This is a genomic window from Neisseria sp. 74A18, from assembly GCF_001308005.1.
GTDB classification, from domain to species: Bacteria; Pseudomonadota; Gammaproteobacteria; order Burkholderiales; family Neisseriaceae; genus Neisseria; species Neisseria dumasiana.
The window spans coordinates 15,485-37,941 of record NZ_LGZA01000002.1 but is presented as its reverse complement, the minus strand read 5'-3'; the positions used below and the strand labels follow the sequence as shown (position 1 = coordinate 37,941).

General features: G+C 54.0%; 19 protein-coding genes. 11 read left to right on the top strand and 8 right to left on the bottom strand.

The window, feature by feature from the left end; all coding sequences use genetic code 11:
• The first annotated feature begins 40 nt into the window (after window positions 1-40).
• The 4 genes from AKG43_RS13500 (at window position 41) to AKG43_RS01040 (ending at window position 3,123) form a co-directional block, all read left to right on the top strand.
• On the top strand, window positions 41-166 hold the full coding sequence (locus AKG43_RS13500; protein ID WP_255351164.1) for a hypothetical protein: 126 nt from the start codon (window positions 41-43) through the stop codon (window positions 164-166).
• Window positions 167-170: 4 nt separating this feature from the next.
• Window positions 171-1,046: a metal ABC transporter permease gene (locus AKG43_RS01050; protein WP_054598725.1), complete on the top strand. Its 876-nt coding sequence runs from the start codon at window positions 171-173 to the stop codon at window positions 1,044-1,046.
• A 99-nt stretch (window positions 1,047-1,145) separates the two neighbouring features.
• Window positions 1,146-2,060 carry a metal ABC transporter solute-binding protein, Zn/Mn family gene (locus AKG43_RS01045; RefSeq protein ID WP_054598724.1) on the top strand — a complete coding sequence of 305 codons (915 nt, stop codon included), beginning with the start codon at window positions 1,146-1,148 and terminating at the stop codon, window positions 2,058-2,060.
• A gap of 196 nt (window positions 2,061-2,256) precedes the next feature.
• Window positions 2,257-3,123, top strand: a complete 867-nt coding sequence (locus tag AKG43_RS01040; protein ID WP_054598723.1) for a phosphoribosylaminoimidazolesuccinocarboxamide synthase — start codon at window positions 2,257-2,259, stop codon at window positions 3,121-3,123.
• Window positions 3,124-3,286: 163 nt separating this feature from the next.
• On the opposite strand, the gene AKG43_RS01035 is transcribed toward AKG43_RS01040, so the two are convergent.
• Entirely contained in the window at window positions 3,287-4,051 is a 765-nt protein-coding gene (locus tag AKG43_RS01035) for a DsbC family protein (protein WP_054598722.1), read from the bottom strand.
• Between the two features lie 246 nt (window positions 4,052-4,297).
• Between AKG43_RS01035 and AKG43_RS01030 the strand changes: the two genes are divergently transcribed.
• Complete coding sequence (locus AKG43_RS01030; protein ID WP_054598721.1) at window positions 4,298-5,092, top strand: 3'-5' exonuclease; 795 nt, start codon at window positions 4,298-4,300, stop codon at window positions 5,090-5,092.
• 141 nt (window positions 5,093-5,233) lie between these two features.
• Window positions 5,234-7,693 carry a calcium-binding protein gene (locus tag AKG43_RS01025; protein WP_054598720.1) on the top strand — a complete coding sequence of 820 codons (2,460 nt, stop codon included), beginning with the start codon at window positions 5,234-5,236 and terminating at the stop codon, window positions 7,691-7,693.
• Between the two features lie 79 nt (window positions 7,694-7,772).
• Here AKG43_RS01025 and AKG43_RS01020 read toward each other — a convergent pair whose 3' ends face one another.
• Window positions 7,773-8,843 (bottom strand): sulfate ABC transporter substrate-binding protein, encoded by a 1,071-nt coding sequence (locus tag AKG43_RS01020; RefSeq protein WP_054598719.1) that lies wholly within the window; start codon window positions 8,841-8,843, stop codon window positions 7,773-7,775.
• Window positions 8,844-9,087: 244 nt separating this feature from the next.
• Between AKG43_RS01020 and AKG43_RS01015 the strand changes: the two genes are divergently transcribed.
• On the top strand, window positions 9,088-9,648 hold the full coding sequence (locus tag AKG43_RS01015) for a pseudouridine synthase (protein WP_054598718.1): 561 nt from the start codon (window positions 9,088-9,090) through the stop codon (window positions 9,646-9,648).
• Between the two features lie 138 nt (window positions 9,649-9,786).
• On the opposite strand, the gene AKG43_RS01010 is transcribed toward AKG43_RS01015, so the two are convergent.
• Entirely contained in the window at window positions 9,787-10,434 is a 648-nt protein-coding gene (locus AKG43_RS01010; RefSeq protein WP_231718079.1) for a LysE/ArgO family amino acid transporter, read from the bottom strand.
• A gap of 756 nt (window positions 10,435-11,190) precedes the next feature.
• On the opposite strand from AKG43_RS01010, the gene AKG43_RS01005 reads away from it, so the two are divergent.
• The 3 genes from AKG43_RS01005 to AKG43_RS00995 all read left to right on the top strand — a co-directional run bounded on the left by AKG43_RS01005 (window position 11,191) and on the right by AKG43_RS00995 (window position 13,882).
• Window positions 11,191-11,454: a DUF4212 domain-containing protein gene (locus tag AKG43_RS01005; RefSeq protein ID WP_054598717.1), complete on the top strand. Its 264-nt coding sequence runs from the start codon at window positions 11,191-11,193 to the stop codon at window positions 11,452-11,454.
• Window positions 11,455-11,457: 3 nt separating this feature from the next.
• Entirely contained in the window at window positions 11,458-13,227 is a 1,770-nt protein-coding gene (locus tag AKG43_RS01000) for a sodium:solute symporter family protein (protein WP_054598716.1), read from the top strand.
• A gap of 154 nt (window positions 13,228-13,381) precedes the next feature.
• Entirely contained in the window at window positions 13,382-13,882 is a 501-nt protein-coding gene (locus AKG43_RS00995) for a hypothetical protein (protein WP_054598715.1), read from the top strand.
• A 127-nt stretch (window positions 13,883-14,009) separates the two neighbouring features.
• On the opposite strand, the gene AKG43_RS00990 is transcribed toward AKG43_RS00995, so the two are convergent.
• From AKG43_RS00990 to AKG43_RS13060, 4 genes are all read right to left on the bottom strand, one after another.
• Window positions 14,010-14,744, bottom strand: a complete 735-nt coding sequence (locus AKG43_RS00990; protein ID WP_231718078.1) for an ankyrin repeat domain-containing protein — start codon at window positions 14,742-14,744, stop codon at window positions 14,010-14,012.
• A 104-nt stretch (window positions 14,745-14,848) separates the two neighbouring features.
• Complete coding sequence (grcA, locus tag AKG43_RS00985) at window positions 14,849-15,235, bottom strand: autonomous glycyl radical cofactor GrcA (RefSeq protein ID WP_054598714.1); 387 nt, start codon at window positions 15,233-15,235, stop codon at window positions 14,849-14,851.
• Window positions 15,236-15,509: 274 nt separating this feature from the next.
• The gene (locus AKG43_RS00980) at window positions 15,510-17,552 is read right to left on the bottom strand and encodes an OPT family oligopeptide transporter (RefSeq protein WP_054598713.1); all 2,043 of its coding nucleotides are present in this window, start codon (window positions 17,550-17,552) and stop codon (window positions 15,510-15,512) included.
• A gap of 256 nt (window positions 17,553-17,808) precedes the next feature.
• Window positions 17,809-17,979: a lipoprotein signal peptidase gene (locus tag AKG43_RS13060; RefSeq protein ID WP_231718077.1), complete on the bottom strand. Its 171-nt coding sequence runs from the start codon at window positions 17,977-17,979 to the stop codon at window positions 17,809-17,811.
• Between the two features lie 142 nt (window positions 17,980-18,121).
• Between AKG43_RS13060 and ilvD the strand changes: the two genes are divergently transcribed.
• Window positions 18,122-19,984 (top strand): dihydroxy-acid dehydratase, encoded by a 1,863-nt coding sequence (gene ilvD, locus AKG43_RS00970; RefSeq protein ID WP_054598712.1) that lies wholly within the window; start codon window positions 18,122-18,124, stop codon window positions 19,982-19,984.
• A 229-nt stretch (window positions 19,985-20,213) separates the two neighbouring features.
• Here the strand turns inward: ilvD and AKG43_RS00965 are convergent, their stop codons facing one another.
• The gene (locus AKG43_RS00965; protein WP_054598711.1) at window positions 20,214-22,445 is read right to left on the bottom strand and encodes a DNA internalization-related competence protein ComEC/Rec2; all 2,232 of its coding nucleotides are present in this window, start codon (window positions 22,443-22,445) and stop codon (window positions 20,214-20,216) included.
• Window positions 22,446-22,457: the final 12 nt, after the last annotated feature.

Sequence of the window (22,457 nt, the reverse complement as noted above, 5' to 3'; positions counted from 1 at the left end):
AGGGCGTGCCGTCAACAAGCTGACGGCAACACGCTTGAAAATGCCTTTATCTGACAAAACCGGCATTGCCGCCCCGCTACCGATTTCCCATTGTTACAGGCCGTCTGAAAAAACGCCCTGCCCTGTTTATCTGCCGTTTGAACCTTTTCAGACGGCCTGCAAGTAATCTCATGAATATTTACGAATTATTAATCGAACCCTTTGCCGAATTCGACTTTATGCGCTATGCGCTGGCTTCAATTGTGTGCCTTGCCTTGAGCGCGGCACCCGTCGGCGTGTTTTTGGTGATGCGCCGCATGAGCCTGATCGGCGACGCCCTCAGCCACGCGGTTTTGCCCGGTGCGGCAATCGGCTATATGCTGGCCGGCCTCAGTATGCCCGCCATGAGTGCGGGCGGGTTTGCCGCCGGTATGCTGATGGCGCTGCTGGCGGGATTGGTGAGCCGCTTTACCAGCCTGAAAGAAGACGCCAACTTCGCCGCGTTTTATCTCAGCAGCTTGGCCATCGGCGTGATATTGGTCAGCAAAAACGGCAGCAGCGTCGATTTGCTGCACCTGCTGTTCGGCTCCGTGCTGGCCGTGGATTTGCCCGCGCTGCAACTGATTGCCGTGTCGGCAAGCATAACCATTACCGCCTTGGCCGTGATCTACCGCCCGTTGGTTTTGGAAAGCATCGACCCGCTGTTTTTACAGGCCGTTAACGGCAAAGGCGGGCTGTGGCACATTCTGTTTTTGGTGCTGGTGGTGATGAACTTGGTGGCCGGTTTTCAGGCATTGGGTACGCTGATGTCGGTGGGTTTGATGATGTTGCCGGCGATTTCCGCCCGCCTGTGGGCGAAAAACATGGGCATGCTGCTGTTGCTGTCGGTGCTGACCGCTTTGGCCTGCGGTTTGGGCGGCCTACTGTTTTCTTACCATGTTGAAATCCCCTCCGGCCCTGCCATCATTTTATGGTGCGGTGCGTTTTACCTGTTTTCGGTAATATTCGGCTGGGAAGGCGGTATCCTGCCCAAGTGGCTGCGCCACAAAAAACACCTCCGCGCTTAAGCATCGGAACTTTTCAGACGGCCTCTTTTCCAAATATCCGGCCGTCTGAAAAAATTTTTCACCTCATTAGAATTGTTACGTTATATCAAAGGAATCGATATGAAACATTGGAAAACCGGCATCATTGCCGCCCTCGTCTCCGGCAGCCTCTACGCCGCCCCCATGCCCGTTGTGACCAGCTTCAGCATTTTGGGCGACGTCACCAAACAAGTCGGCGGCGAACGCGTGAGCGTGCAAAACTTAGTGGGTGCCAACCAAGATTCGCACGCCTACCACATCACCAGCGGCGATGTGAAAAAAATCCGCGAAGCCAAATTGGTGCTGCTCAACGGCCTCGGCTTGGAAGGCGGCGACGTACAGCGCGCCGTCAAACAAAGCAAAGTGCCCTACGCCGAAGCCACCGCAGGCATCAAACCTCTTAAAGCCCCCGAAGGCGGCCACCATCACGGCCACGACCACAACCATGATCACGGCCACCACCATCACGACCACGGCGAATTCGACCCGCACGTCTGGACCGACCCCGTGCTGATGCAAACCTACGCCCAAAACGTCGCCAACGCCCTGATCAAAGCCGACCCGCAAGGCAAAACCTACTATCAGCAGCGTTTGAACGCCTATCAAAACGAACTGAAAAAACTCCATGCCGACGCGCAAAAATCGTTCGCCGCCATTCCGCAGGCGCAACGCAAAGTGCTGACCGGCCACGACGCTTTTGCCTATATGGGCAAACGCTACAACATCCGCTTTACCGCCCCGCAAGGCGTGAGCACCGCCGCCGAGCCGTCTGCCAAACAAGTGGCTTCCATCATCCGCCAAATCAAACGCGAAGGCATCAAGGCGGTGTTTGCCGAAAACATCAAAGATGCCCGCATGGTTGAACGCATTGCCAAAGAAACCGGCGTGAAAGTGAGCGGCAGGCTCTACTCCGACGCGCTGGGCAACGCGCCTGCCAACACCTACATCGGCATGTACCGCTACAACGTGCGCGTATTAACCGACGCCATGAAATAAAGCGTTTCCTTAAACGCAAACCGTTACGGGGCCGTCTGAAAACCAGCAAAACCGGTTTTCAGACGGCCTCCAAACATCATAAAACCGCTCTGCAACAGCTGCGGCAATCAGCCCGAATTGCTAACAATCCGCCCCTTTCGGCAGCAATTTGAGCTAAAATACCGTTCCCCAAAATTGACGACTCCAAGGAACGACCATGTCTGCCATCAGCCTAAAAAAAATCTATTCCGGCAAAGTACGCGATCTTTACGAAATCGACGACAAACGCATGCTTATGGTCGCCTCCGACCGCCTCTCCGCCTTCGACGTCATCCTCGACGACCCCATTCCCGGCAAGGGCGAAATCCTCACCCGCATTTCCAATTTCTGGTTTAACAAACTCGCCCACATCATGCCCAACCACTTCACCGGCGACAGCGTGCACGACGTATTGCCCGAAGCCGAAGCCAAAAAACTGGAAAACCGCGCCGTCGTCGCCAAAAAACTCACGCCGGTGAAAGTCGAAGCCATCGTGCGCGGCTATCTGGCCGGCAGCGGCTGGAAGGATTATCAGAAAACCGGCACGGTATGCGGCATCAAACTGCCCGAAGGTCTGCAAGAAGCCCAACAGTTGCCCGAAGTGATTTTTACCCCGTCCACCAAAGCCGCCGTCGGCAACCACGACGAAAACATCAGCTTTGAAGAATGCGAAAACATCATCGGCAAAGAACTCGCCGCCGAAGTGCGCAGCAAAGCCATTCGGCTTTACACCGAAGCCGCCGAATACGCCAAAACCCGCGGCATCATCATTTGCGACACCAAATTCGAGTTCGGCTTGGATGAAAACGGCACACTCACTCTGATGGACGAAGTGCTGACACCCGATTCCAGCCGCTTCTGGCCTGCCGACCAATACCAAGTCGGCACCAACCCGCCCTCTTTCGACAAACAGTTTGTGCGCGACTGGCTGGAGCAAAGCGGCTGGAACAAACAAGCCCCCGCCCCCAAAGTGCCTGCCGACGTGATCGAAAAAACGGTTGCCAAATATCAGGAAGCGTTGGATTTGCTCACGGCGGAAAAGTAAACCGTAACGGCTGCCGATAAAACGTGAGGCCGTCTGAAAAGATTTTTTCAGACGGCCTCACGCTTTTTTAAACCGGCAACGGTGCGGTTACGGCTTTATCGTTTCAATCCATTGGTACCGGCCCGGCGCAAACCGCGATATTACCGTCTGCGCCTTATCCGTATTACTGGTTTTGTTTGATGATCTGCTCAAGCTGCGGCATCGGGCTGTAACCGCTTTGGGTTTTGCCGTTGGGGAACACTATCGCCGGCGTGCCGTGAAAACCGAGCTGCTCGCCCAGCGAAGTGGTTTCTTCCACCGGGTTGTCGCACACTTTCACTTGCGGCGGCATTTTGCCTTCGCGCATCCAAGCCGTCCATGCAGCCGTGCGGTTGGGCTGGCACCAAATCTGTTCGGCCTTACGCGCCGCATCGGGGTGCAGGCTGGCCAGCGGCATCATAAAACTGTAAATCGTGATGTCGTTCATTTTGGTAAATTCGCGTTCCAAGCGTTTGCAGAACGGGCAATCGGGGTCGGAAAACACCGCCACTTTCAGCGTGCCTTTTCCGCGCACTTCTTTGATGGCCTTATCCAAAGGCAGCGAAGCAAAATCAACCGTGCTCAAATCCGCCATGCGCTCTTCGGTAAGGTCGCGGCGTTTTTCCACGTCAAGCAGGCTGCCTTGCAGAATATACTTGGCCTTATCATCGGTATAGATAATCTGGTTGCCCGATACCACCACTTCATACAGGCCGTTAATCGGTGTTTTATTTACGCTTTGCACCTTCAGCTTTTGCGAAGCGTAAGCTTTTTCAAGGTTGGCGGTAATGGCCGAAGCGGCATTTTCCGATGCAGGCTGTGCATGTTCGGCTTTATTGGAAGGCGTCTGCCCGCAAGCGGCCAAAGGCAGCATAAACGGCAGCATCATGTATATCAGCTTTTGTTTCATAATCTTTCCGTAGTTCCGTGGGCGGCCGCTGTTTTTTCAGACGGCCTCTTTAATAACGCAAGCGGGCATTGTACCAAACTCTTGTGCCGATACCGTTAAATCATGTTTTTGCACCGAAAGAATGATTGTTTTGCACGATAAAGTGATATTTTTGCACCATAACGGCCGGGCGCGCGGTGATTTTTACCACACTTGGCGCACCGCCCGCTTCATGCCACAATGCGGCCATCTCCGAGGAGCTACGCTATGACCCCGATTCTCGCTTTCGACATTGAAACCGTGCCCGACGTAAAAGGCATACGCACGCTTTACGATATGCCCGCCGACGTGCCCGATACCGACGTTGTCATGTTTGCCCAACAAAAACGCCGCGCCCAAACCGGCAGCGACTTTATGCAGCACCACCTGCACCAAGTGGTGGCCATTTCATGCTGTATGCGCTGGGGGCAGGATAAAATCCACGTCGGCACCATAGGCGAAACCAGCGACGACGAAGAAACCATGATCGCCAAGTTTTTCGACCTCATCGAAACCCACACACCGCAATTAGTAAGCTGGAACGGCGGCGGCTTCGACCTGCCCGTGCTGCACTACCGCGCCCTCATCCACGGCATACCCGCCGCCCGCTATTGGGACACCGGAGAAGGCGATTTCGGCGACAGCCGCGATTTCAAATGGAACAACTACATCAGCCGCTACCACAACCGCCATTGCGACCTGATGGACTTACTTGCCCTCTACCAACCCCGCGCCAGCGTGCCGCTCGACGACATGGCCAAACTGTGCGGCTTTCCCGGCAAACTGGGCATGGACGGCAGCAAAGTGTGGGAAGCCTACCATTCGGGCCGTCTGAAAGACATCCGCGACTACTGCGAAACCGATGCCGCCAACACCTATTTAATGTATCTGCGCTTCCGCATGATGAGCGGCGCACTGGATGCCGACGAATACGAAATGGAAATCAAACGTCTGAAACATTATCTGAAAGCCCAAGCCGAAGAAAAAGCCCATTGGGCGGAGTTTTGCGCGGCTTGGAAATAAACTGCGGCCGTATCCGCCTTATCAGAAACGCGCCCTGCTTCGCCATTATTGATTAAACATATAACAACAGAACCATTTCTCTCTGCAACGGTCTCAGGCTGTGTTTTACATCTCAATTCCGACCACAGGAGAAATAACATTATGGCCGAACCTAAAATCTTTACCGGCACCGCCGGCGACGATATTTATCATGTCAACCACAGCGGCGACCGGATTATCGAGCAACCCAATTCGGGCAAAGACCGTGTGTACAGCAGCGTAACCTACACATTGCCCAGAAATACCGAAGACCTTTTTCTCACCGGCAAAACCCATATCAACGGCTTCGGCAACAACGCCGACAACACCTTGAACGGCAACGAAGGCAACAACCGCCTGATCAGCGGGCGCGGCAATGATACCGTTTACGGCGGCGGCGGCAACGATTTGATTTACGGCGGAGAAGGCAGCGACTATCTCGACGGGCAGCAAGGCAACGACAACTATCTGATCAACCTGAAACATCAAGGGCACGATATCATCGCCGATTCAGACGGCCGGAATCTGATTAAATTTACCCATATCGACAACGGCACGGATTTCAGCGATTTCAAAGTAGAGATCATCCCCAACGGTTCGGGCGGCTCCGACTGGGTAATTTCCAGCCGCGAAACCGGCCAAAGCGTTACCCTGAAAAATCAAACCAATAACAACGGCACGCCTGCCGTAAGCACCTTTGTGCTCGGCAGCGGCAGCAGCGTTTATACATACAGCGCCGAAGCGTTTCTCAAAAACACCGGTTCCGTCCAAAAAGGCACTGCCGGCAACGATACGATCTACGGCAGCAGCGGCAATGATGAATTAGACGGCGGGGCCGGCAACGACCGTATCGAAGGCGGCCGCGGTTCAGACACTTACCATTTCGGCAGAGGGTCGGGCAACGATGTGATTTTCGACTTCGGCGTTTTCCGCACATCGCGCGACGATATGCCGCCGTTTGAAGCCGCCGATAATGCCGTGCGTTTCGGCAAAGGCATTACCGCCCGCGATTTAGACATCACCCGCACCGCAGGCTACGATGCTTCGGGCATCAAAAAAATCGGCGATACCGATCAAACGCCCGATCTCAACGGCGACACTTGGGTTATCCGCATCAAAGACACCGGCGAAACCCTGACCATCCTCAACCAGCACAACGGCCCGAGTGCCGCCGTCAATAAATTTATTTTCGACCACTACACCCTCTCTTCCGCCGAATTGGCCGCCATTAAAGAAATCGATAAGTCCGCCCGAGCGCAAAAACTGGCAGAAAACCACGGCTATGTGCTGTTCGACCCCGATAGCGCTTCGATTGCCACCGGAGATAAAATTTTCATCGACGAAGCCGCCAAAGGCCGTTTGATCAGCATACCGAGCGACTTCACCCTCTCTGCCGAAGATTTGCGTGCAGCCGGTATCAACGCCCCCGGCGAAATAGACGCCTCACGCTTCAAAAACGAAGGCAACCTGTTGGTATTCATCCCCTACCCGGGCGCTTCAGACGGCCACGTCAAATACCGTATCGAGAAAGGCGATGCCAATATCGACACCACCAAAAACGATCAGATTACCGTGAACTTCGACATTGAAGCCGCCGTACCGCAAAACTACGTTACCGTCGAATACGGCAACAAACAGATCGTTATCGCCCGCACCGAAAACAGCTTTACATACAGCGGCAACGCCAAAGACGAACTGATTTACGGCTCGCGCCAAGACGACATTATCAAAGGCGGCGCGGGTAACGACGTGATACGCGGCGATGCCGGAAAAGACATTTTATACGGCGGAGACGGCAACGATATTTTGTCCAACGCTTCCGGCGGCGCATCGCAGCTATACGGAGAAAAAGGCCGCGACACCCTTATAGGCGGATGGGGCAATGATGTGCTCGACGGCGGCACAGGCGACGACGTGCTTTACGGCGGCGAATTCCACGATACCTATCTCTTCGGAAAAGGCAGCGGCCAAGACCGGATTGAAGCCTTTAAAAATACCGATACCTTTTTTGAAGGAGAAGACACCGTTGATTTCGGCAGCGGCCTGACACCGCAAGACTTGACCCTGTCGTTCAAGCAAAACAACGGCAACACCGATTGGGTGATCGGCATCAAAGGCACAGATGATACGCTGACGATCGAACGCCAATCCGGCTCGGACAGCTACAAAAATATCGAGAAATTCAGCTTCGGTTCGGCCGGCACCTACACCGAAGAAGAGTTTCAAGCTCTGTTCAAAGGCTCTCCGGCAAACACCGGGCCGGAGCATACCGACGCCTCCAGCGCGCTCGAACATTTGGGCAGCAACAACATTGTTGCCGTAACCGGCGATAAACCTACCGCCCAAATACACGGCACATCCGCCCAACACTCAAGCAGTACAGAAAATGAAAGCGGGCTGCTCCAAGCCGACAACAGCCGTCTTGAGAAGGCACTCGAACGCTTGTCCGTGCCGAACGATGCCGCCCCTGAAAAGGCAACGGCAGCTTCCGTTCATACCGCCGACCACGCACCGGCTTATTCGGGCAGCCATGCTGCGATGAACATGCCGGAAGAAACAGCCGGCAATATAAGCATCATCTAACTGCCGCTTGGCCGTATCAACAAAGCCCGAGGCCGTCTGAAAATATTTTCAGACGGCCTCAAATGCTTCAATCTGTCCTTTACTGCTTTTGAGTCAACTGGTCGAACAATCCGCCGTCGGCAAAATATTTTTTCATGATTTCATCCCAAGAGCCAAACACTTGGTTGGGACTGAAGGTTTCCATTTCGGGAAATTCCGACTTGTGTTTTGCCAGCACTTCGGGATTGCGCGGGCGCAGATAGAGCTTGGCGGCCAATGCTTGCGCCGGTTCGCTCCACAAATATTTCAAATACTCTTCGGCAGCCGCCTGCGATCCTTTTTTCTCTGCCACGCTGTCCACCACGGCAACGGGGCTTTCCGACAGGATGGTGTAGCTCGGATACACGATTTCAAATTGGCCGGGCGCAAGGTTGCGGCTGACGTGGTTGGCCTCGTTTTCAAAAGTAACCAACACATCGCCGATATTGCGCTGGGTAAATGTGGTGGTGGCCGCACGGCCGCCGTTTTCAAAAACAGGAGTGTTTTTAAGCAGCTTGGCAGTAAATTCTTTGGCCTTGGCTTCATCGCCGTTGTTCGCTTTCAAGGCGTAGCCGAACGCGCCGAGAAAAGCATAACGGCCGTTGCCGGTGGTTTTGGGGTTGGCCAGCACGATTTGCAGATTTTCTTTGGCTAAGTCCGACCAATCGCGAATCTGCTTGGGGTTGCCTTTACGCACCAGAAAAACGGTGGTTCCGGTAAAGGGCACGGCATTATCGGGCAAACGGGTGCGCCAGTCTGATTTGACCAAGCCTTTTTTCTCCAAGAGTTCGATGTCGGAAGTTTGGTTCATGGTTGCCACGTCGGCCTGCAAACCGTTGGCCACGGCCAAAGCCTGTTTGCTGGAACCGCCGTGCGACTGCTGCACGCTGATGTCTGCCCCCGGGTGTTTGGCTTTGTATTCTTGAATAAACAACGGATTGTATTCTTTATAAAAATCACGGGCCACATCGTAAGATACGTTCAAAAGCTTGATACTGCCTGCATTGGCTGCTGCGCTTTCCGACGATGCGGTGGCGGCAGCGGTTTTTTCTTCGGTTTTCGGCGAGCAGGCAGACAATGCCAAAACTGCGCCGAACAATGCGGCAAAAGAAAGAGTGCGGTTTGCGGTCATGATTGGTTCCTGATTGATCATAAAGAATAAACCTACTCTACACAGGCCGTCTGAAAAAGTGAAAGAATGCTTGGTTTTATCGTCATAACGGTTTGGTTATATAGCGAAATACCGCACCAGCCCGCACAAGATGTTTATCCGCTTGAAGCCACGGCTTTTGGGCTGAGCCACCGTATGGCGTACAATACGCAAACGCACATACGATGCGGCATCCTGTCATCTTTACAGAAACGCGGTAAACCCAATGAATGACCTGATTGTGTTCAACAAACCCTACGGGGTCATCTGCCAGTTTTCGGCACACGAAAAGCACCCGAGCCTGAAAGACTACATCAACGCCCCCGGTTTTTATCCTGCGGGTCGGCTGGACACCGACAGCGAAGGCTTATTGCTGCTCACCAACAACGGCCGTCTGCAGGCGCAAATAGCCGAACCGAAACACGGAAAGCAGAAAACTTATTGGGCGCAAGTGGAAGGCAGCCCCGACGAAGCAAAATTAAACCTGTTGCGCAACGGCGTGGACTTAGGTGACTTCGTTACCCTCCCCGCGCAAGTGCGCGTGTTGGACGCCGGCGAAACCGACCGCTTGTGGCCGCGCATCCCGCCCATCAGAGAACGCAAAACCGTGCCCGATTTTTGGCTGGAAATCACCATCAGCGAAGGCAAAAACCGCCAAGTGCGCAGAATGACGGCCAAAGCAGGCTATCCCTGCCTGCGTTTGGTGCGGATTGCAGTAGGCCGTCTGAACATATTCGATTTGGGCTTGGAAACCGGCCAATGGCGTTTCAGCTCCACCAAACCTTAAGCTGCCGCAGTATTCGGTATCGCAAATAAAAGACCTTTCAAATAAAAAACCTTCGGATGTGGATTCAGCTCGAGGGGTAACAGCACCAATACATGATATATAGTCAAAAAGCGCCGCAGACGGGCTTTTGCCAAGGTATCAGGCCGTCTGAAAATACCCCTGCAACACGCCGGCGGCCTGCTTCAGCAAACCGTAGGCAAGATAAAACATCATTGCCGCAATCAGGCCGTCGAGTATCTGCCACACGCGCTCGCGCCGGAATAACGGCAGCAACAGCCTCGCCCCGTAACCCAATCCCACAAACCACAGCGCCGATACCGTTAGCGCACCGCTTAAAAACCACACCTTATCTTGATGGCTCAAAGCCGCCGCACTACCGCCGATCAAAACCACGGTATCAATGTAAACATGCGGATTCAACAACGTGAGAGCAAGGGTGGTGGCAGCAATTTTCACGGCGGATACATGGTCTTTGCGGTCGGCACTCACCGACAAATGCCCGCCGCCCCGCCAAGCGCGTTTGGCATTCATCGCACCGTAACACACCAAAAACACCCCGCCCGCCACCGCCAGCCATGCCGCTGCCAACGGGCTGTCGGACAACAGCGCGGAAATACCGAACACCCCTCCGGTCATCAATACGACATCGCACAACCAACACAACGCCACCACCACACCGATATGCTGTTTCAACAACCCCTGCCTCAACACAAACGCATTCTGCGCGCCGATAGCAACAATCAGGCCGCCTGTAATCATCAAACCGTTAAAAAAAGCATTCATCATCCGAACCTATTGGTTTATATATTCAACTTAATTTAATAACATCTCCGCAAAGGCGGATATATCATCCGCCTCTCCCGCGAAACAAGGTATTTTTATTTTTAGCCAACCTGCACAGTCCGCTCATGTCAGTGTTTTAACCGATAAAAATACAGATTAAAACTCTTGCAATTATCTTGCCATTGATCGGATTTTGCCATCAAACAGCTTTTCAGACAGCCTCTCCAAACCCCCAAACCTTTTCCCAACACGCTCGGTTATCCAAATCACAACCGCCGGTTGTTGCCTTTTTACCCCACCATAAACCCGACTCCACACACCAGCCGTCGCTGCAATCTACCGCCTGTTTAATCTTTCAAATTATGCATGCTAACACCCTGTTTATCCGCATTAAATAAACAGGCAGCACAGGCAAACAATAAAACCATGCAAAACAAAACACTAAAGCAAAACCATCACCATATCTTCTTGCTTCGATAATTTTTATTTATGTCAATTTTGAATGATTATTTCATAATTAATGAATTTTAATAAATAAAAATCAAATTAATCATAAAGTTAAATAAATCAACCCCCGAATTGTAAAGCAATGTATTGCAATAGCTTAAATCTATGCTATTCTGCCCCCAGTGCTGCACATTGCTTATGCGCCCATGTTGCAGTCCACAAACCTTTTAAGGATATAGAAAACACTCAGCGTGTTTCAACATATCCCTGTTTTTCAAAGAAGAAACTTAAAACCGTAAGGAGGAAACCATCATGTCCAATGATAAACATGACGCTGCCGGTTACTGGAAAGCGAATGTCCGACTTATCTTCACCTGCCTGATTGTTTGGGCTATCTGTTCGTATGGCTTTGCGATTTGGTTGCGGCCGCTGCTCGCCGGCATCCAAGTAGGCGGTTCCGATTTGGGCTTTTGGTTTGCCCAACAAGGTTCCATTTTGACCTTCATCGCCATCATTTTCTTCTACTCGTGGAGAATGAACAGAATAGATGCACAATTCGGCGTACATGAGGAGTAGGATATGAGCCAATTTGCCATTAATTTGATTTTTGTGGGTGCGTCTTTCGCCCTTTATTTCGGTATTGCCATTTGGGCACGCGCCGGTTCTACAAAAGAATTCTATGTAGCGGGCGGCGGTGTTCACCCTGTACTCAACGGCATGGCCACCGCGGCAGACTGGATGAGTGCCGCATCGTTTATCTCAATGGCCGGTTTGCTGGCCATGAACGGATACGGCGCATCCGCCTACCTGATGGGTTGGACCGGCGGCTATGTATTGCTGGCTCTGCTGCTTGCTCCCTATCTGCGTAAATTCGGTAAATTTACCGTTCCCGACTTTATCGGCGACCGTTTTTACAGCCGCACCGCACGTTTGGTTGCCGTTGCCTGTTTGATTGTGGCCTCAACCACTTACGTTATCGGCCAAATGACAGGTGCGGGCGTAGCTTTCTCGCGCTTCTTGGAAGTAAGCAACACCACCGGTCTGCTGATTGCCGCCGTTGTGGTATTGTTCTACGCCGTGTTGGGCGGTATGAAAGGCATTACCTATACGCAAGTGGCTCAATATGTGGTGTTGATTATTGCCTACACCATTCCGGCGGTATTCATTTCCTTCAACTTAACCGGCAACCCGATTCCCCCTATCGGCCTATTCGGCACCGACACCGCTTCCGGCATGCCGCTGCTGCAAAAACTGGATTTGCTGGTTACCGATTTGGGCTTTAAAGCCTACACCGCCGACGTGCCCAACAAGCTGAACATGTTCCTGTTTACCTTGTCGTTAATGATCGGTACTGCCGGCCTGCCGCACGTCATCATCCGCTTCTTTACTGTTCCGAAAGTATCTGATGCACGTTCTTCTGCCGGTTGGGCTTTGGTGTTCATCGCGCTGCTCTACACCACCGCACCCGCAGTAGGCTCAATGGCACGCATCAACTTAATCAACACCGTTTACCCGAACGGCTCGGAACAACAGGCTTTGAGCTATGAAGCACGCCCCCAATGGATGAAAAACTGGGAAACCACCGGCTTGCTGAAGTTTGAAGACAAAAACGGCGATGGCAATATCCAATACTACAACGACAAATCCAAAGAGTTTGAAGCCACGGCTGCCGAACGCGGCTGGAAAGGCAACGAGCTGACGGTAAACAACGACATTCTGGTATTGGCCAACCCTGAAATTGCCAATCTGCCAAGCTGGGTAATCGGCTTGATCGCAGCAGGCGGTTTGGCGGCAGCCCTCTCTACCGCAGCAGGTCTGTTGTTGGCTATCTCTTCAGCCGTGTCGCACGACTTGATTAAGAAAACCCTGAAACCGGATATTTCGGAAAAAGGCGAATTGATGGCAGCCCGCGTATCCATGACTTTGGCTATCGTTGTCGCTACTTGGTTGGGCATCAACCCTCCCGGATTCGCAGCACAAGTTGTAGCACTCGCATTCGGTATCGCCGCCGCTTCCATCTTCCCCGCTTTGATGATGGGTATTTTCTCCAAACGCATCAACAGCGCAGGCGCAACGGCAGGTATGTTGGCAGGTTTGATTTCCACCTGTGTGTATATCTTCCTGTACATGGGCTGGTTCTTCATCCCCGGCACCAACACCTTCGAAAACGTTGAAGCCAACTGGTTGTTCGGTATTTCGCCCTTATCGTTCGGTGCAGTGGGTGCCATGATCAACTTCGCGGTAGCATTCATTATTTCTGCCGCAGGTAAGGCTCCGCCTCAAGACGTACAGGATTTGGTAGAAAGCGTGCGTTATCCGCGCGGCGCAGGTCAAGCCATCGACCACTAAATTTTGACGGATTCGGGCTTCCTCAGGGAAGCCCGAAATTTTACAATATCGCTTTAAAAACCTTTCCGGCATCCGTTAAACGCATAGGCCGCACCTGCCTGCCGATAATCGGAAACAGGTTGAACAACAAAGAACCACTTGAGAGGAACTCAACATGATTTGGGAATGGATCGCTACTTTATTTGCCGGCTTGGGCGCAGCGGGCATCATACTCGGCTTGAAACTGTTTATTAAAAAGATGCCGAAATGGGCGGTTCCCGCAGGTGCAGGTTTGGGCATGATACTGTTTCAGGTGTATAGCGAATACACATGGTACGGCCACACCCGCTCCCTGCTCCCCCAAGGCACCGAAATCGTTGCCGAAATCCCCGAAACCGCCTTTTACAAACCGTGGAGCTATCTTAAACCGCAAGTGCTGAAATTCGTTGCCGTCGATACCGCCAAAACACTACCCGTAAACGGCGACAACCAAATCATTCAAGCCAACCTATACTTTTTCGAACGGCGCATGAGTGCCAATACTTGGCCGGTGCTGATTGATTGCGGAAAAAAATTGCAGGCGAATGTTAAACATGTCGAAAACGGCATTCCCCAACCCGACAGCTGGAGCCGAACACCTTATACGGAAAAAATCGCAGAAGCAGTGTGCAAATAGCTGATTACGCAGCCGATAAAACAAACGGCTTGAGACCTTTGCAAAAGCCTATTCCGTAATCGGGCTTTCCATTAAAAAAGCCGTCTGAAAACTTTTCAGACGGCTTTTTGTTCATGAAAACGCTATATCACTCACAGCTTGATTTGCCGGTGCGGTGGTTGATTGCGCCTTTTGAAATCAGCAGAGCCTGCATTTCTTTATGCCCGCGGGTGCAGGCGTAAGAGAGTGCGCTTTGGTTGTACGAACCGGCCGATTTGTTGGTTTGGGTAGTAACCAAGTTCGGGTTTGCACCGAGTGAAAGCAGGTATTTCACCGTTTCGATGCGGTTGTTGCTGGCAGCCACCATCAGCAGCGTTTCGCCGTCGCTTTCTACGGTTTGGTCGTTCAGATCGGTTTTGTCTTTCAGTTTGGCATACACCTTGCGCACGATTTTGGTGTTTTTGCCCAATACAGCGGATTTGAGCACGTTGTACACGTCGCCGCGGTCGGTGGCGTTCAAATCGGCACCTTGGGCGATCAGGTAATCCACCATATCTTCATAGCCGATAAATGCCGCCCAACCGAGCGCGGTTTGGCCCAAGCTGGCTTCGTCTTTGGCTTCGAGATTTTGGCCTTTGGCCACCATTTTTTTCACTTTGGCCAAGTTGCCTTGTTTTACAGCATCAAACCATTCGGCATCGGGGCCTTCGGAAGGTTTGTCGTAGAAAATGCGCCATGAAAGTTTTTTCGGATTGGCGATATCCTGCATTTCGGCCATGCTGTAACGGAATTTGCCTTTGGTTGCGGGCGCGGCCGAAGCGGTAACAGGTAAAACGAACGCAGACGCGAGCAGGGTGGCGGGAATGATGTTTTTGATATTCATAAGATTTCCTTCGATATAGTGGTGTTTTAAGGTGCGGCGGAACAACAAGGCCGTCTGAAACTTTATTCGCGGTTTCAAACGGCCCCGTAAAGCTCACCTGCCGATTATAAGCTATTGGTAAAGGTGCGGGCGATAACGTCGCGCTGCTGTTCGGGCGTGAGCGAGTTGAAACGGACGGCGTAGCCCGATACGCGGATGGTCAGCTGCGGATATTTGTCGGGATTGGCTACGGCATCTTCGAGCGTTTCGCGGGTTAGCACGTTAACGTTTAAGTGTTGGCCGCCTTCTACTTTCGGGCGGGCACGGATATCGACCGGCACTTCTTTGTAGGCCACTTCGCCCAACGCAGACAGGGCTACTACGTCGTCTTCCTGATATTTGCCGCCTTTAACGCACAGGCAACGCACTTCTTGCGTTTCATCGTCGAGCAGCCAGAAAGAATGGAGCAGATCGGCATCGGCACTTTGGGTAATTTGAATGCCTTTAATCATGTGCTTTCCTTTCAATAAGTTGGATAAGTCGGATAGGAGATAAATGTTTGGGTAAAGTCATTTTATACTTCGGGCTTTAAAGGTGCTTGATATAGGTCAAATTACGAAATGCTACATTTTTAAAGCTTTTTGAAGATGTGCAGGGCCATTCTTGATGCATTTGCTAAAACGGTATTTGCTTCTACATTGTTGATAACGCAAAAAGGCCGTCTGAAAACCCGATGCGGATATTCAGACGGCCTGTTGCAAAAACTGACGTGTCAGGCTGCTGTGTTTATGAGCGTACCGATTTTAAAACCCGTTTGGCAAAAATCAATATTCCGGCAATAAATGCAGCCAAGCCCAGCCAAGCGGCAATGCCTTGCCAGTTGTCGAGGTTGAGCGCCAGCGGTGCGTCCGAGCCGCCGCCGGTTACCGAAGCGGCGATGATAAAGGCCATCATCACACCGATCAGGCTTTCGCCCACAATCAAGCCTGCGGCAAACAGCGTGCCGGCGCGTTCGGTTTTTTTCAGACGGCTTTCCGTGTCGTTCGGATAGCGTTTGCGGACGATATTTTTCAGCACCGCCGCCAATACCGCGCCGATGATAATCGGCATATTGATGGAAGGCGGCAGGTAAATGCCCATGCCCACGGCCAAAACCGGCAGGCTTAGTTTGGAAGCGCTGCTTTTCTTCAACACAAAATCCACAATAATCAATGCCACGCCGATGGCAACGCCGGTGAAAATGTATGTCCATTGCAGGTTGTGGGCGAAAATGCCTTGGGCAATGGTGGTCATCAACGTAGCTTGGGGAGCGGCAAGGGCTTGGGATGCGTCCATGCCTTCGCGGGGCATCGCACCGGTGAAGCCGTAAGCCTCATATAGGATTTCCAACACGGGGGCAATCACCACCGCGCCGACGATACAGCCGATAATCAGCGCGATTTGCTGACGCCACGGCGTAGCCTGCACCAAATAGCCGGTTTTCAAATCCTGCAGGTTGTCGTTGGAAATCGATGCCACCGAAATCACCGCCGAGCCGCAGAAAAGCGTTAAAGCAAGCATAAAACGGCGCGTTCCCTCATCGGCAAACAATCCCGTAGATTCGCCGATCATCAGCAACACGATCGAAATGGTTAAGATGGAAATAATGCCGATACCCGAAATGGGGCTGGAAGACGAACCGACCAAGCCCGCCATATAACCGCAGGCTGCCGCCACCAGAAAGCCGATAAGCGAAGTCAGCAGCGTACACACCACCACCAGCAGCCAGCCCAAACCGGCGGGAATGCCCGCATCTTCGATAAAGTGGTAAAAACTGAAAGCCAGCAACACCATCATGCCCAAAGTCCACAATATCATGGATTTGGGCGATAAATCCTGTTCGGTGCGACGGGCTGAAACATCGGCTTTGCCGCTGAAGGCACGGAAAGACAGGCGCATGCCTTCCATCATCGGTTTGAACAGGGTAATCAGCGTCCAAATTGCGGCGATACCGATCGTGCCCGCACCGATAAAGCGCACTTTTTCTTTCCACAGCTGCATACCGTAGGCAGCCATTTCCATGTCGGCAGGCTGCGGCACGGCCGATGAAAAATAAGGTACGGCCACACCCCAAGCGATGAAAATACCCACCAAAATGGCGATACCGCCGGTGATGCCCACCAAATAGCCCGCCCCCAACAAGGCCAGAGAAAAACCCATCGGCAGTTGGAAAATGGCATTGCCCGATTTGAACCAATAGCTGGCATGATCGGCCATCACGCGCAAACCGTTGCTGGCAAAACTGAACAATCCGGCCAATACACCGCCCGCAGCAATTTCTTTGATGCCGCTGCCGCCGGAATCTTTTTCTCCGCTGTCGTCGTGCTCGCCGCTGCCGACTTTCAAAATTTCAGCCGCCGCCACGCCTTCCGGATAAGGCAAGTCGCTTTTCACCACCATGGCATAACGCAGCGGAATGGTGAAAATCACCCCCAAAATACCGCCCGCCATACACAGCAGCGAGGTTTGCCAAAAAGGAAATCCGTTCCAGTAGCCCGCCATCAACAGGCCGGGCAGCACGAAAATAATGGTGGAAAGCGTGCCTGCGGCAGAAGCTTGGGTCTGCACCATATTGTTTTCCAAAATATTGCTGTCTTTGGCAAATTTCAGAATGGCCATAGAAATCACGGCCGCCGGAATGGATGAAGCAAAAGTCAGGCCGACCTTCAGGCCGAGATACACGTTGGATGCGGTAAAGATCACCGTAATCAACGCACCCAAAACCATACCGCGCAGGGTAAGCTCACGGTATCCCGCATAGGGGTCGTGATAGTGTGATTGTTGAGTCATTTATGTATTCTCCTTGAGAAAAGGTCTTTTAATATTGTTGGGTAATTTAGGATATGTCAAGAAATGTTGCCTAATTGGAAAGAATGAATGTTAAAGTGTTATCTAATCTAAACCTGCTCAAACACCACCGAACAGGCGGCGGCAAAGCAAGGCCGCAGCCGAAAAACCACTTGCGCCCGGCCGTATATACATGCGTTCAGACGGCCTGCGGTGCTTTTAATCCCGTGCCTACATGGTATAAAATACGCGCCTGTTTTTATAAGGCAAATTGCAGCTCAAGCCGAGACCTTTGCAAAACCCTCAGATGCGGATGCAGTTCAAGGCGTAGCAGCGCAGCGAGTGCAGACATATCATACAGATAGGCAAACGAGCGAGCAGCGCACAACGCAGAAATGCGCCGCAGATGGGGGTTTTGCAAAGGTCTCAAGCCGCCAAAAGCCTGCCGTTAACCGGCAGGCGGTTTGATTGCGGTGCCGACGCAGAAAAATGATTGAGGCCGTCTGAACGGTTCAGACGGCCTGCCCTACCTGAAAACTTATCCGACACTCCCCTTTTTTAAGGAACACACCATGCCAGCTTACCGCTCCAAAACCTCCACCCACGGCCGCAATATGGCGGGCGCACGCGCTTTATGGCGTGCCACCGGCGTGGCCGAAGAAGATTTCGGCAAACCGATTATCGCCATTGCCAACTCGTTCACCCAATTCGTGCCCGGCCATGTGCATCTGCACAATATGGGCCAGCTTGTGGCGCGCGAAATCGAAAAAGCGGGCGGTTTGGCCAAAGAATTCAACACCATCGCGGTGGACGACGGCATTGCCATGGGCCACAGCGGTATGCTGTACAGCCTGCCCAGCCGCGATTTGATTGCCGATTCGGTGGAATACATGGTCAACGCGCATTGCGCCGACGCGCTGGTGTGCATTTCCAACTGCGACAAAATCACCCCGGGTATGCTGATGGCCGCCATGCGCCTGAACATTCCCACCGTGTTCGTTTCAGGCGGCCCGATGGAAGCGGGCAAGGTAATCGGCGTGGCCAACATCACCGACACCCGCAAGCTGGATTTGGTGGACGCGATGGTGGACGCTGCCAACGACGAAGTGTCCGACGAAGAAGTGGCGGCGGTAGAACGCTCCGCCTGCCCGACCTGCGGCTCCTGCTCCGGCATGTTTACCGCCAACTCGATGAACTGCCTCACCGAAGCCTTGGGCCTGTCGCTGCCGGGCAACGGCTCGCTGCTGGCCACCCACGCAGGCCGTAAAGAACTGTTTTTGGAAGCAGGCCGTCTGATTGTGGAAATTACCAAACGCTATTACGAGCAAGACGACGAGAGCGTATTGCCGCGCAGCATTGCCACCAAAGCCGCGTTTGAAAACGCTATGAGTTTGGATGTGGCGATGGGCGGTTCCACCAACACCGTGCTGCATCTGTTGGCCGCCGCCAGCGAAGCGCAAGTGGATTTCAAAATGGCCGACATCGACCGCATCAGCCGCCAAGTGCCGTGTTTGTGTAAGGTTGCACCGGCCACGCAGAAATACCACATGGAAGACGTGCACCGCGCAGGCGGCGTGATGGGTATTCTGGCCGAACTCGACCGCGCCGGCTGCCTGAAAACCGATGTTTCCACCGTTCACGAAAAAACCTTGAAAGACGCGCTGGCGAAATGGGACATCACAAACCCCGCCAACGAAACCGCACATGAGCGCTACAAAGCCGCACCGGGCGGCGTGCGCACCACCGAAGCCTTTTCGCAAAACCGACAATGGCCTTCGCTCGATCTCGACCGCGAAAACGGCTGTATCCGCAGCAAAGCGCACGCTTATTCGCAAGACGGCGGCTTGGCGGTGCTGTTCGGCAACATCGCCGAACGCGGCTGCGTGGTGAAAACCGCCGGTGTGGACGACAGCATTCTCACATTCACCGGCCGCGCGCGCGTGTTTGAAAGCCAAGATGCCGCCGTGGCAGGCATTTTGGACAACCAAATCGTTGCGGGCGACATCGTGATCATCCGCTACGAAGGCCCGAAAGGCGGCCCGGGCATGCAGGAAATGCTGTATCCGACTTCTTACCTGAAATCCAAAGGCTTGGGCAAAGCCTGCGCCCTGCTGACCGACGGCCGTTTTTCAGGCGGCACTTCCGGCTTGAGCATCGGCCACGTTTCGCCCGAAGCGGCAGAAGGCGGTGCCATCGGTTTGGTAAAAGAGGGCGACACCATCGAAATCGACATCCCCAACCGCAGCATCCGTTTGGCCGTTTCCGATGAAGAGTTGACCGTGCGCCGCAGCGAAATGGAAGCGCGCGGAGCCAAAGCGTGGAAACCCGAAAACCGCGACCGCCACGTTTCCGCCGCCTTGCGTGCCTACGCCGCCATGACCACTTCCGCCGACACCGGCGCGGTGCGCGACGTTTCACAGGTAGAACGCAAGTAAGCGCACAACGGGTTTGCCCATCAGCAAAGATATCAGGCCGTCTGAACAGATTTCAGACGGCCTGATTCATGTAGGGCGGGCATCCCTGCCCGCCATCGCGCTTTGTAGAGTAAACCAACTTAAAAATAGGACATCGGTCATACTCGGGGCAATCCCGAATATGACGGTTTATGTTATCCAACTGAAGTGAATTGACTATATACAGCGGATTCGCATCAACCGTTCAATATCATTCAAACGGCTTTCTCTGCCAATACGGTTTAACCGTTTTCAGACGGCCTGCCCGCACCTCTTCTCCCGCTCCCAATTCAAACACCAACGCGCCCGACAAATCGGTACGCAGCAGTTCGATACCGTGGGCTTTCACGCGGTTTTGCACCGCAGCGGCGGGGTGTTTGTAGGCATTGGCATAACCGCTCGAAGCCACGGCGTATTGCGGTGCAACGGCATTCAGAAAACCGCCCGCCGACGAAGTGTCGCTGCCGTGATGCCCCAATACCAGCACTTGGCTGTACAAACCTTCGCCGTATTTTTCCACCAACGCCAGCTCGCCGCGTTTGCCCAAATCGCCCGTTACCAGCAGCGACTGCCCGTCCGCCAATACGCGCAGAACGCAGCTTTGCTCGTTGTCGTCGACTGTTTTCGGGTTTTCAGACGGCCTCAAAAACTCAAACACCGCACCGTCCCATTGCCATTGCCGCTCCCTGCAAAACTCGGCGCCCTGATAAAACGCAGGCTGCCCCGCCCGGATTTCGCGCGGCTGTTTCGAGCGGCGGATTTCGGCAAAACCGCCGTCGTGGTCGGCATCGTGATGCGACAGCACCAGCGCGTCCAAACGGCGCACACCGGCGGCATTCAGCGCAGGCAGAATCTGCGCGTTGGCGATGTGTTCCGTACCGGTGTCGAACAGCAGGTGATGTTTTTTCGTCTGCATCAACACCGACAAACCCTGCCCCGCGTCCCACACCGTTATTTTCAGACGGCCTTCTTCAACAGGCGGCGGGCGGTACAGCACAAAACCCGCCAACACCAGCCACGCAAGCGGTTTCCAGCCCGTGCCGCGCGGCAGCAACACTATCAATACCGCCAGCACCGCCAACGGCAGCAGATAAGGCGGCGAGGCCGCCACCGCATATTCGGGCGCATATTCCGCCACCCACACCAACACGCGCATGGTGTATTCACCCGCCGCAGCCGCCAGCCATTGCAGCCAACCAAACGGCAACAACGAAGCCAGCAGAGCCAGCGGCACCAACACCCACGAAAACCACGGAATCGCCAGCGCATTCACCAACGGGCTGATGAGCGGCAGCGAGGCAAACATGCTGCCCAAGGCCGCCACCGACAACAGCGACACCGCCCATTGCCCGCGCACCGCCAACAACCAACCGCGTTCGTTCAGACGGCCTGCCGACACCCACAGCAAAGCCCCCACCAAGCCGAACGAGAGCCAAAACCCCGCACCCAAAACCGCCAACGGGTCAAACAGCAGCACCCAAGCCAACGCCTGCCACCAACCCGCCCATACTGACGCGCCGCTGCCGCGCCACCAAGCCCACGCCAGCGCACACAGCATCAACACGCTGCGCTGCGTCGGCACCGAAAACCCCGCCAAACCCGCATAGAACAACGCCGCCGCCAAACCCGCCGCCAACATCCACACCCGCGGCCGTTTCGGCACGCGCGGCAGCACACGCAGCAATTGCTTCATCAACCACCCCGCCAGCACCGCCACCATACCCACATGCAGGCCGGAAATACTCACCAAATGGTTCAAGCCCAAAGGCCGGAATGCCTGCCAAGACTGTGCGCTCAAAGCCGACTGCTCGCCTATGCTCAAGGCCCGCATCAAACCGAGGCCGTCTGAAAAATCCCGCCCGCCGGTATCGGTTTGCCGCCAGCGCAGGCTCACCCCTTCGCGCACACGCAACAGCACACCGGCACGGTTTTCCGGCAACGGCTGCCTTTCCTTGCCGATGCTGCCCACCCCGTTGATGCCGTCGGCCAGCGCCCACGCCTCACGGTTGAAACCGCGCAAATTAACCTCGCCCACCGGCGGCCTAACCCTTGCCTTAACCTGCCAGCGGCTGCCGGCCGGCCAATCGCGCAGGCCGTAATCCGACAGCAGCAAACGGTATTCCCGCCCCGCATCATCACTCGCCCGTGCCGTAAAACGCACCCGTTTGTCGTCGCGCTGCGGCAAATCCGCCACTTCTATTGTGAGCGGCACAGAGGCCGTCTGAACCGCAGGCCATTGTTGCTCCAAAGCAAACTGCGTGCGCCAGATGCCGTATAGCGCGCCGGAAAAACCTATCAGCAGCCAAGCCGCCGCCCGAAACCGCCACGCCGTGGCAAACAGGCACAGCCATGCCGCCGCCAGCACCGTCCAAGACGGCACGGTAGGCAGCGCAAACGAAACAACAACGCCGCTTACCCAGAGCGGCAGCCAGAAACGGGGCATAAAGATGGTTTT

What these genes read in the sequence shown, in the direction of transcription:
- AKG43_RS01050 (WP_054598725.1), top strand. Translation starts at nt 171, where the DNA reads ATGAATATTTACGAATTATTAATCGAACCCTTTGCCGAATTCGACTTT.
- AKG43_RS01025 (WP_054598720.1), top strand. Translation starts at nt 5,234, where the DNA reads ATGGCCGAACCTAAAATCTTTACCGGCACCGCCGGCGACGATATTTAT.
- AKG43_RS01015 (WP_054598718.1), top strand. Translation starts at nt 9,088, where the DNA reads ATGAATGACCTGATTGTGTTCAACAAACCCTACGGGGTCATCTGCCAG.
- grcA (WP_054598714.1), bottom strand. Translation starts at nt 15,235, where the DNA reads ATGATTAAAGGCATTCAAATTACCCAAAGTGCCGATGCCGATCTGCTC.
- AKG43_RS01040 (WP_054598723.1), top strand. Translation starts at nt 2,257, where the DNA reads ATGTCTGCCATCAGCCTAAAAAAAATCTATTCCGGCAAAGTACGCGAT.
- AKG43_RS13500 (WP_255351164.1), top strand. Translation starts at nt 41, where the DNA reads ATGCCTTTATCTGACAAAACCGGCATTGCCGCCCCGCTACCGATTTCC.
- AKG43_RS00990 (WP_231718078.1), bottom strand. Translation starts at nt 14,744, where the DNA reads ATGAATATCAAAAACATCATTCCCGCCACCCTGCTCGCGTCTGCGTTC.
- AKG43_RS00965 (WP_054598711.1), bottom strand. Translation starts at nt 22,445, where the DNA reads ATGCCCCGTTTCTGGCTGCCGCTCTGGGTAAGCGGCGTTGTTGTTTCG.
- AKG43_RS00980 (WP_054598713.1), bottom strand. Translation starts at nt 17,552, where the DNA reads ATGACTCAACAATCACACTATCACGACCCCTATGCGGGATACCGTGAG.
- AKG43_RS01005 (WP_054598717.1), top strand. Translation starts at nt 11,191, where the DNA reads ATGTCCAATGATAAACATGACGCTGCCGGTTACTGGAAAGCGAATGTC.
- AKG43_RS01020 (WP_054598719.1), bottom strand. Translation starts at nt 8,843, where the DNA reads ATGACCGCAAACCGCACTCTTTCTTTTGCCGCATTGTTCGGCGCAGTT.
- AKG43_RS01045 (WP_054598724.1), top strand. Translation starts at nt 1,146, where the DNA reads ATGAAACATTGGAAAACCGGCATCATTGCCGCCCTCGTCTCCGGCAGC.
- AKG43_RS00995 (WP_054598715.1), top strand. Translation starts at nt 13,382, where the DNA reads ATGATTTGGGAATGGATCGCTACTTTATTTGCCGGCTTGGGCGCAGCG.
- ilvD (WP_054598712.1), top strand. Translation starts at nt 18,122, where the DNA reads ATGCCAGCTTACCGCTCCAAAACCTCCACCCACGGCCGCAATATGGCG.
- AKG43_RS01030 (WP_054598721.1), top strand. Translation starts at nt 4,298, where the DNA reads ATGACCCCGATTCTCGCTTTCGACATTGAAACCGTGCCCGACGTAAAA.
- AKG43_RS01035 (WP_054598722.1), bottom strand. Translation starts at nt 4,051, where the DNA reads ATGAAACAAAAGCTGATATACATGATGCTGCCGTTTATGCTGCCTTTG.
- AKG43_RS01010 (WP_231718079.1), bottom strand. Translation starts at nt 10,434, where the DNA reads ATGATGAATGCTTTTTTTAACGGTTTGATGATTACAGGCGGCCTGATT.
- AKG43_RS01000 (WP_054598716.1), top strand. Translation starts at nt 11,458, where the DNA reads ATGAGCCAATTTGCCATTAATTTGATTTTTGTGGGTGCGTCTTTCGCC.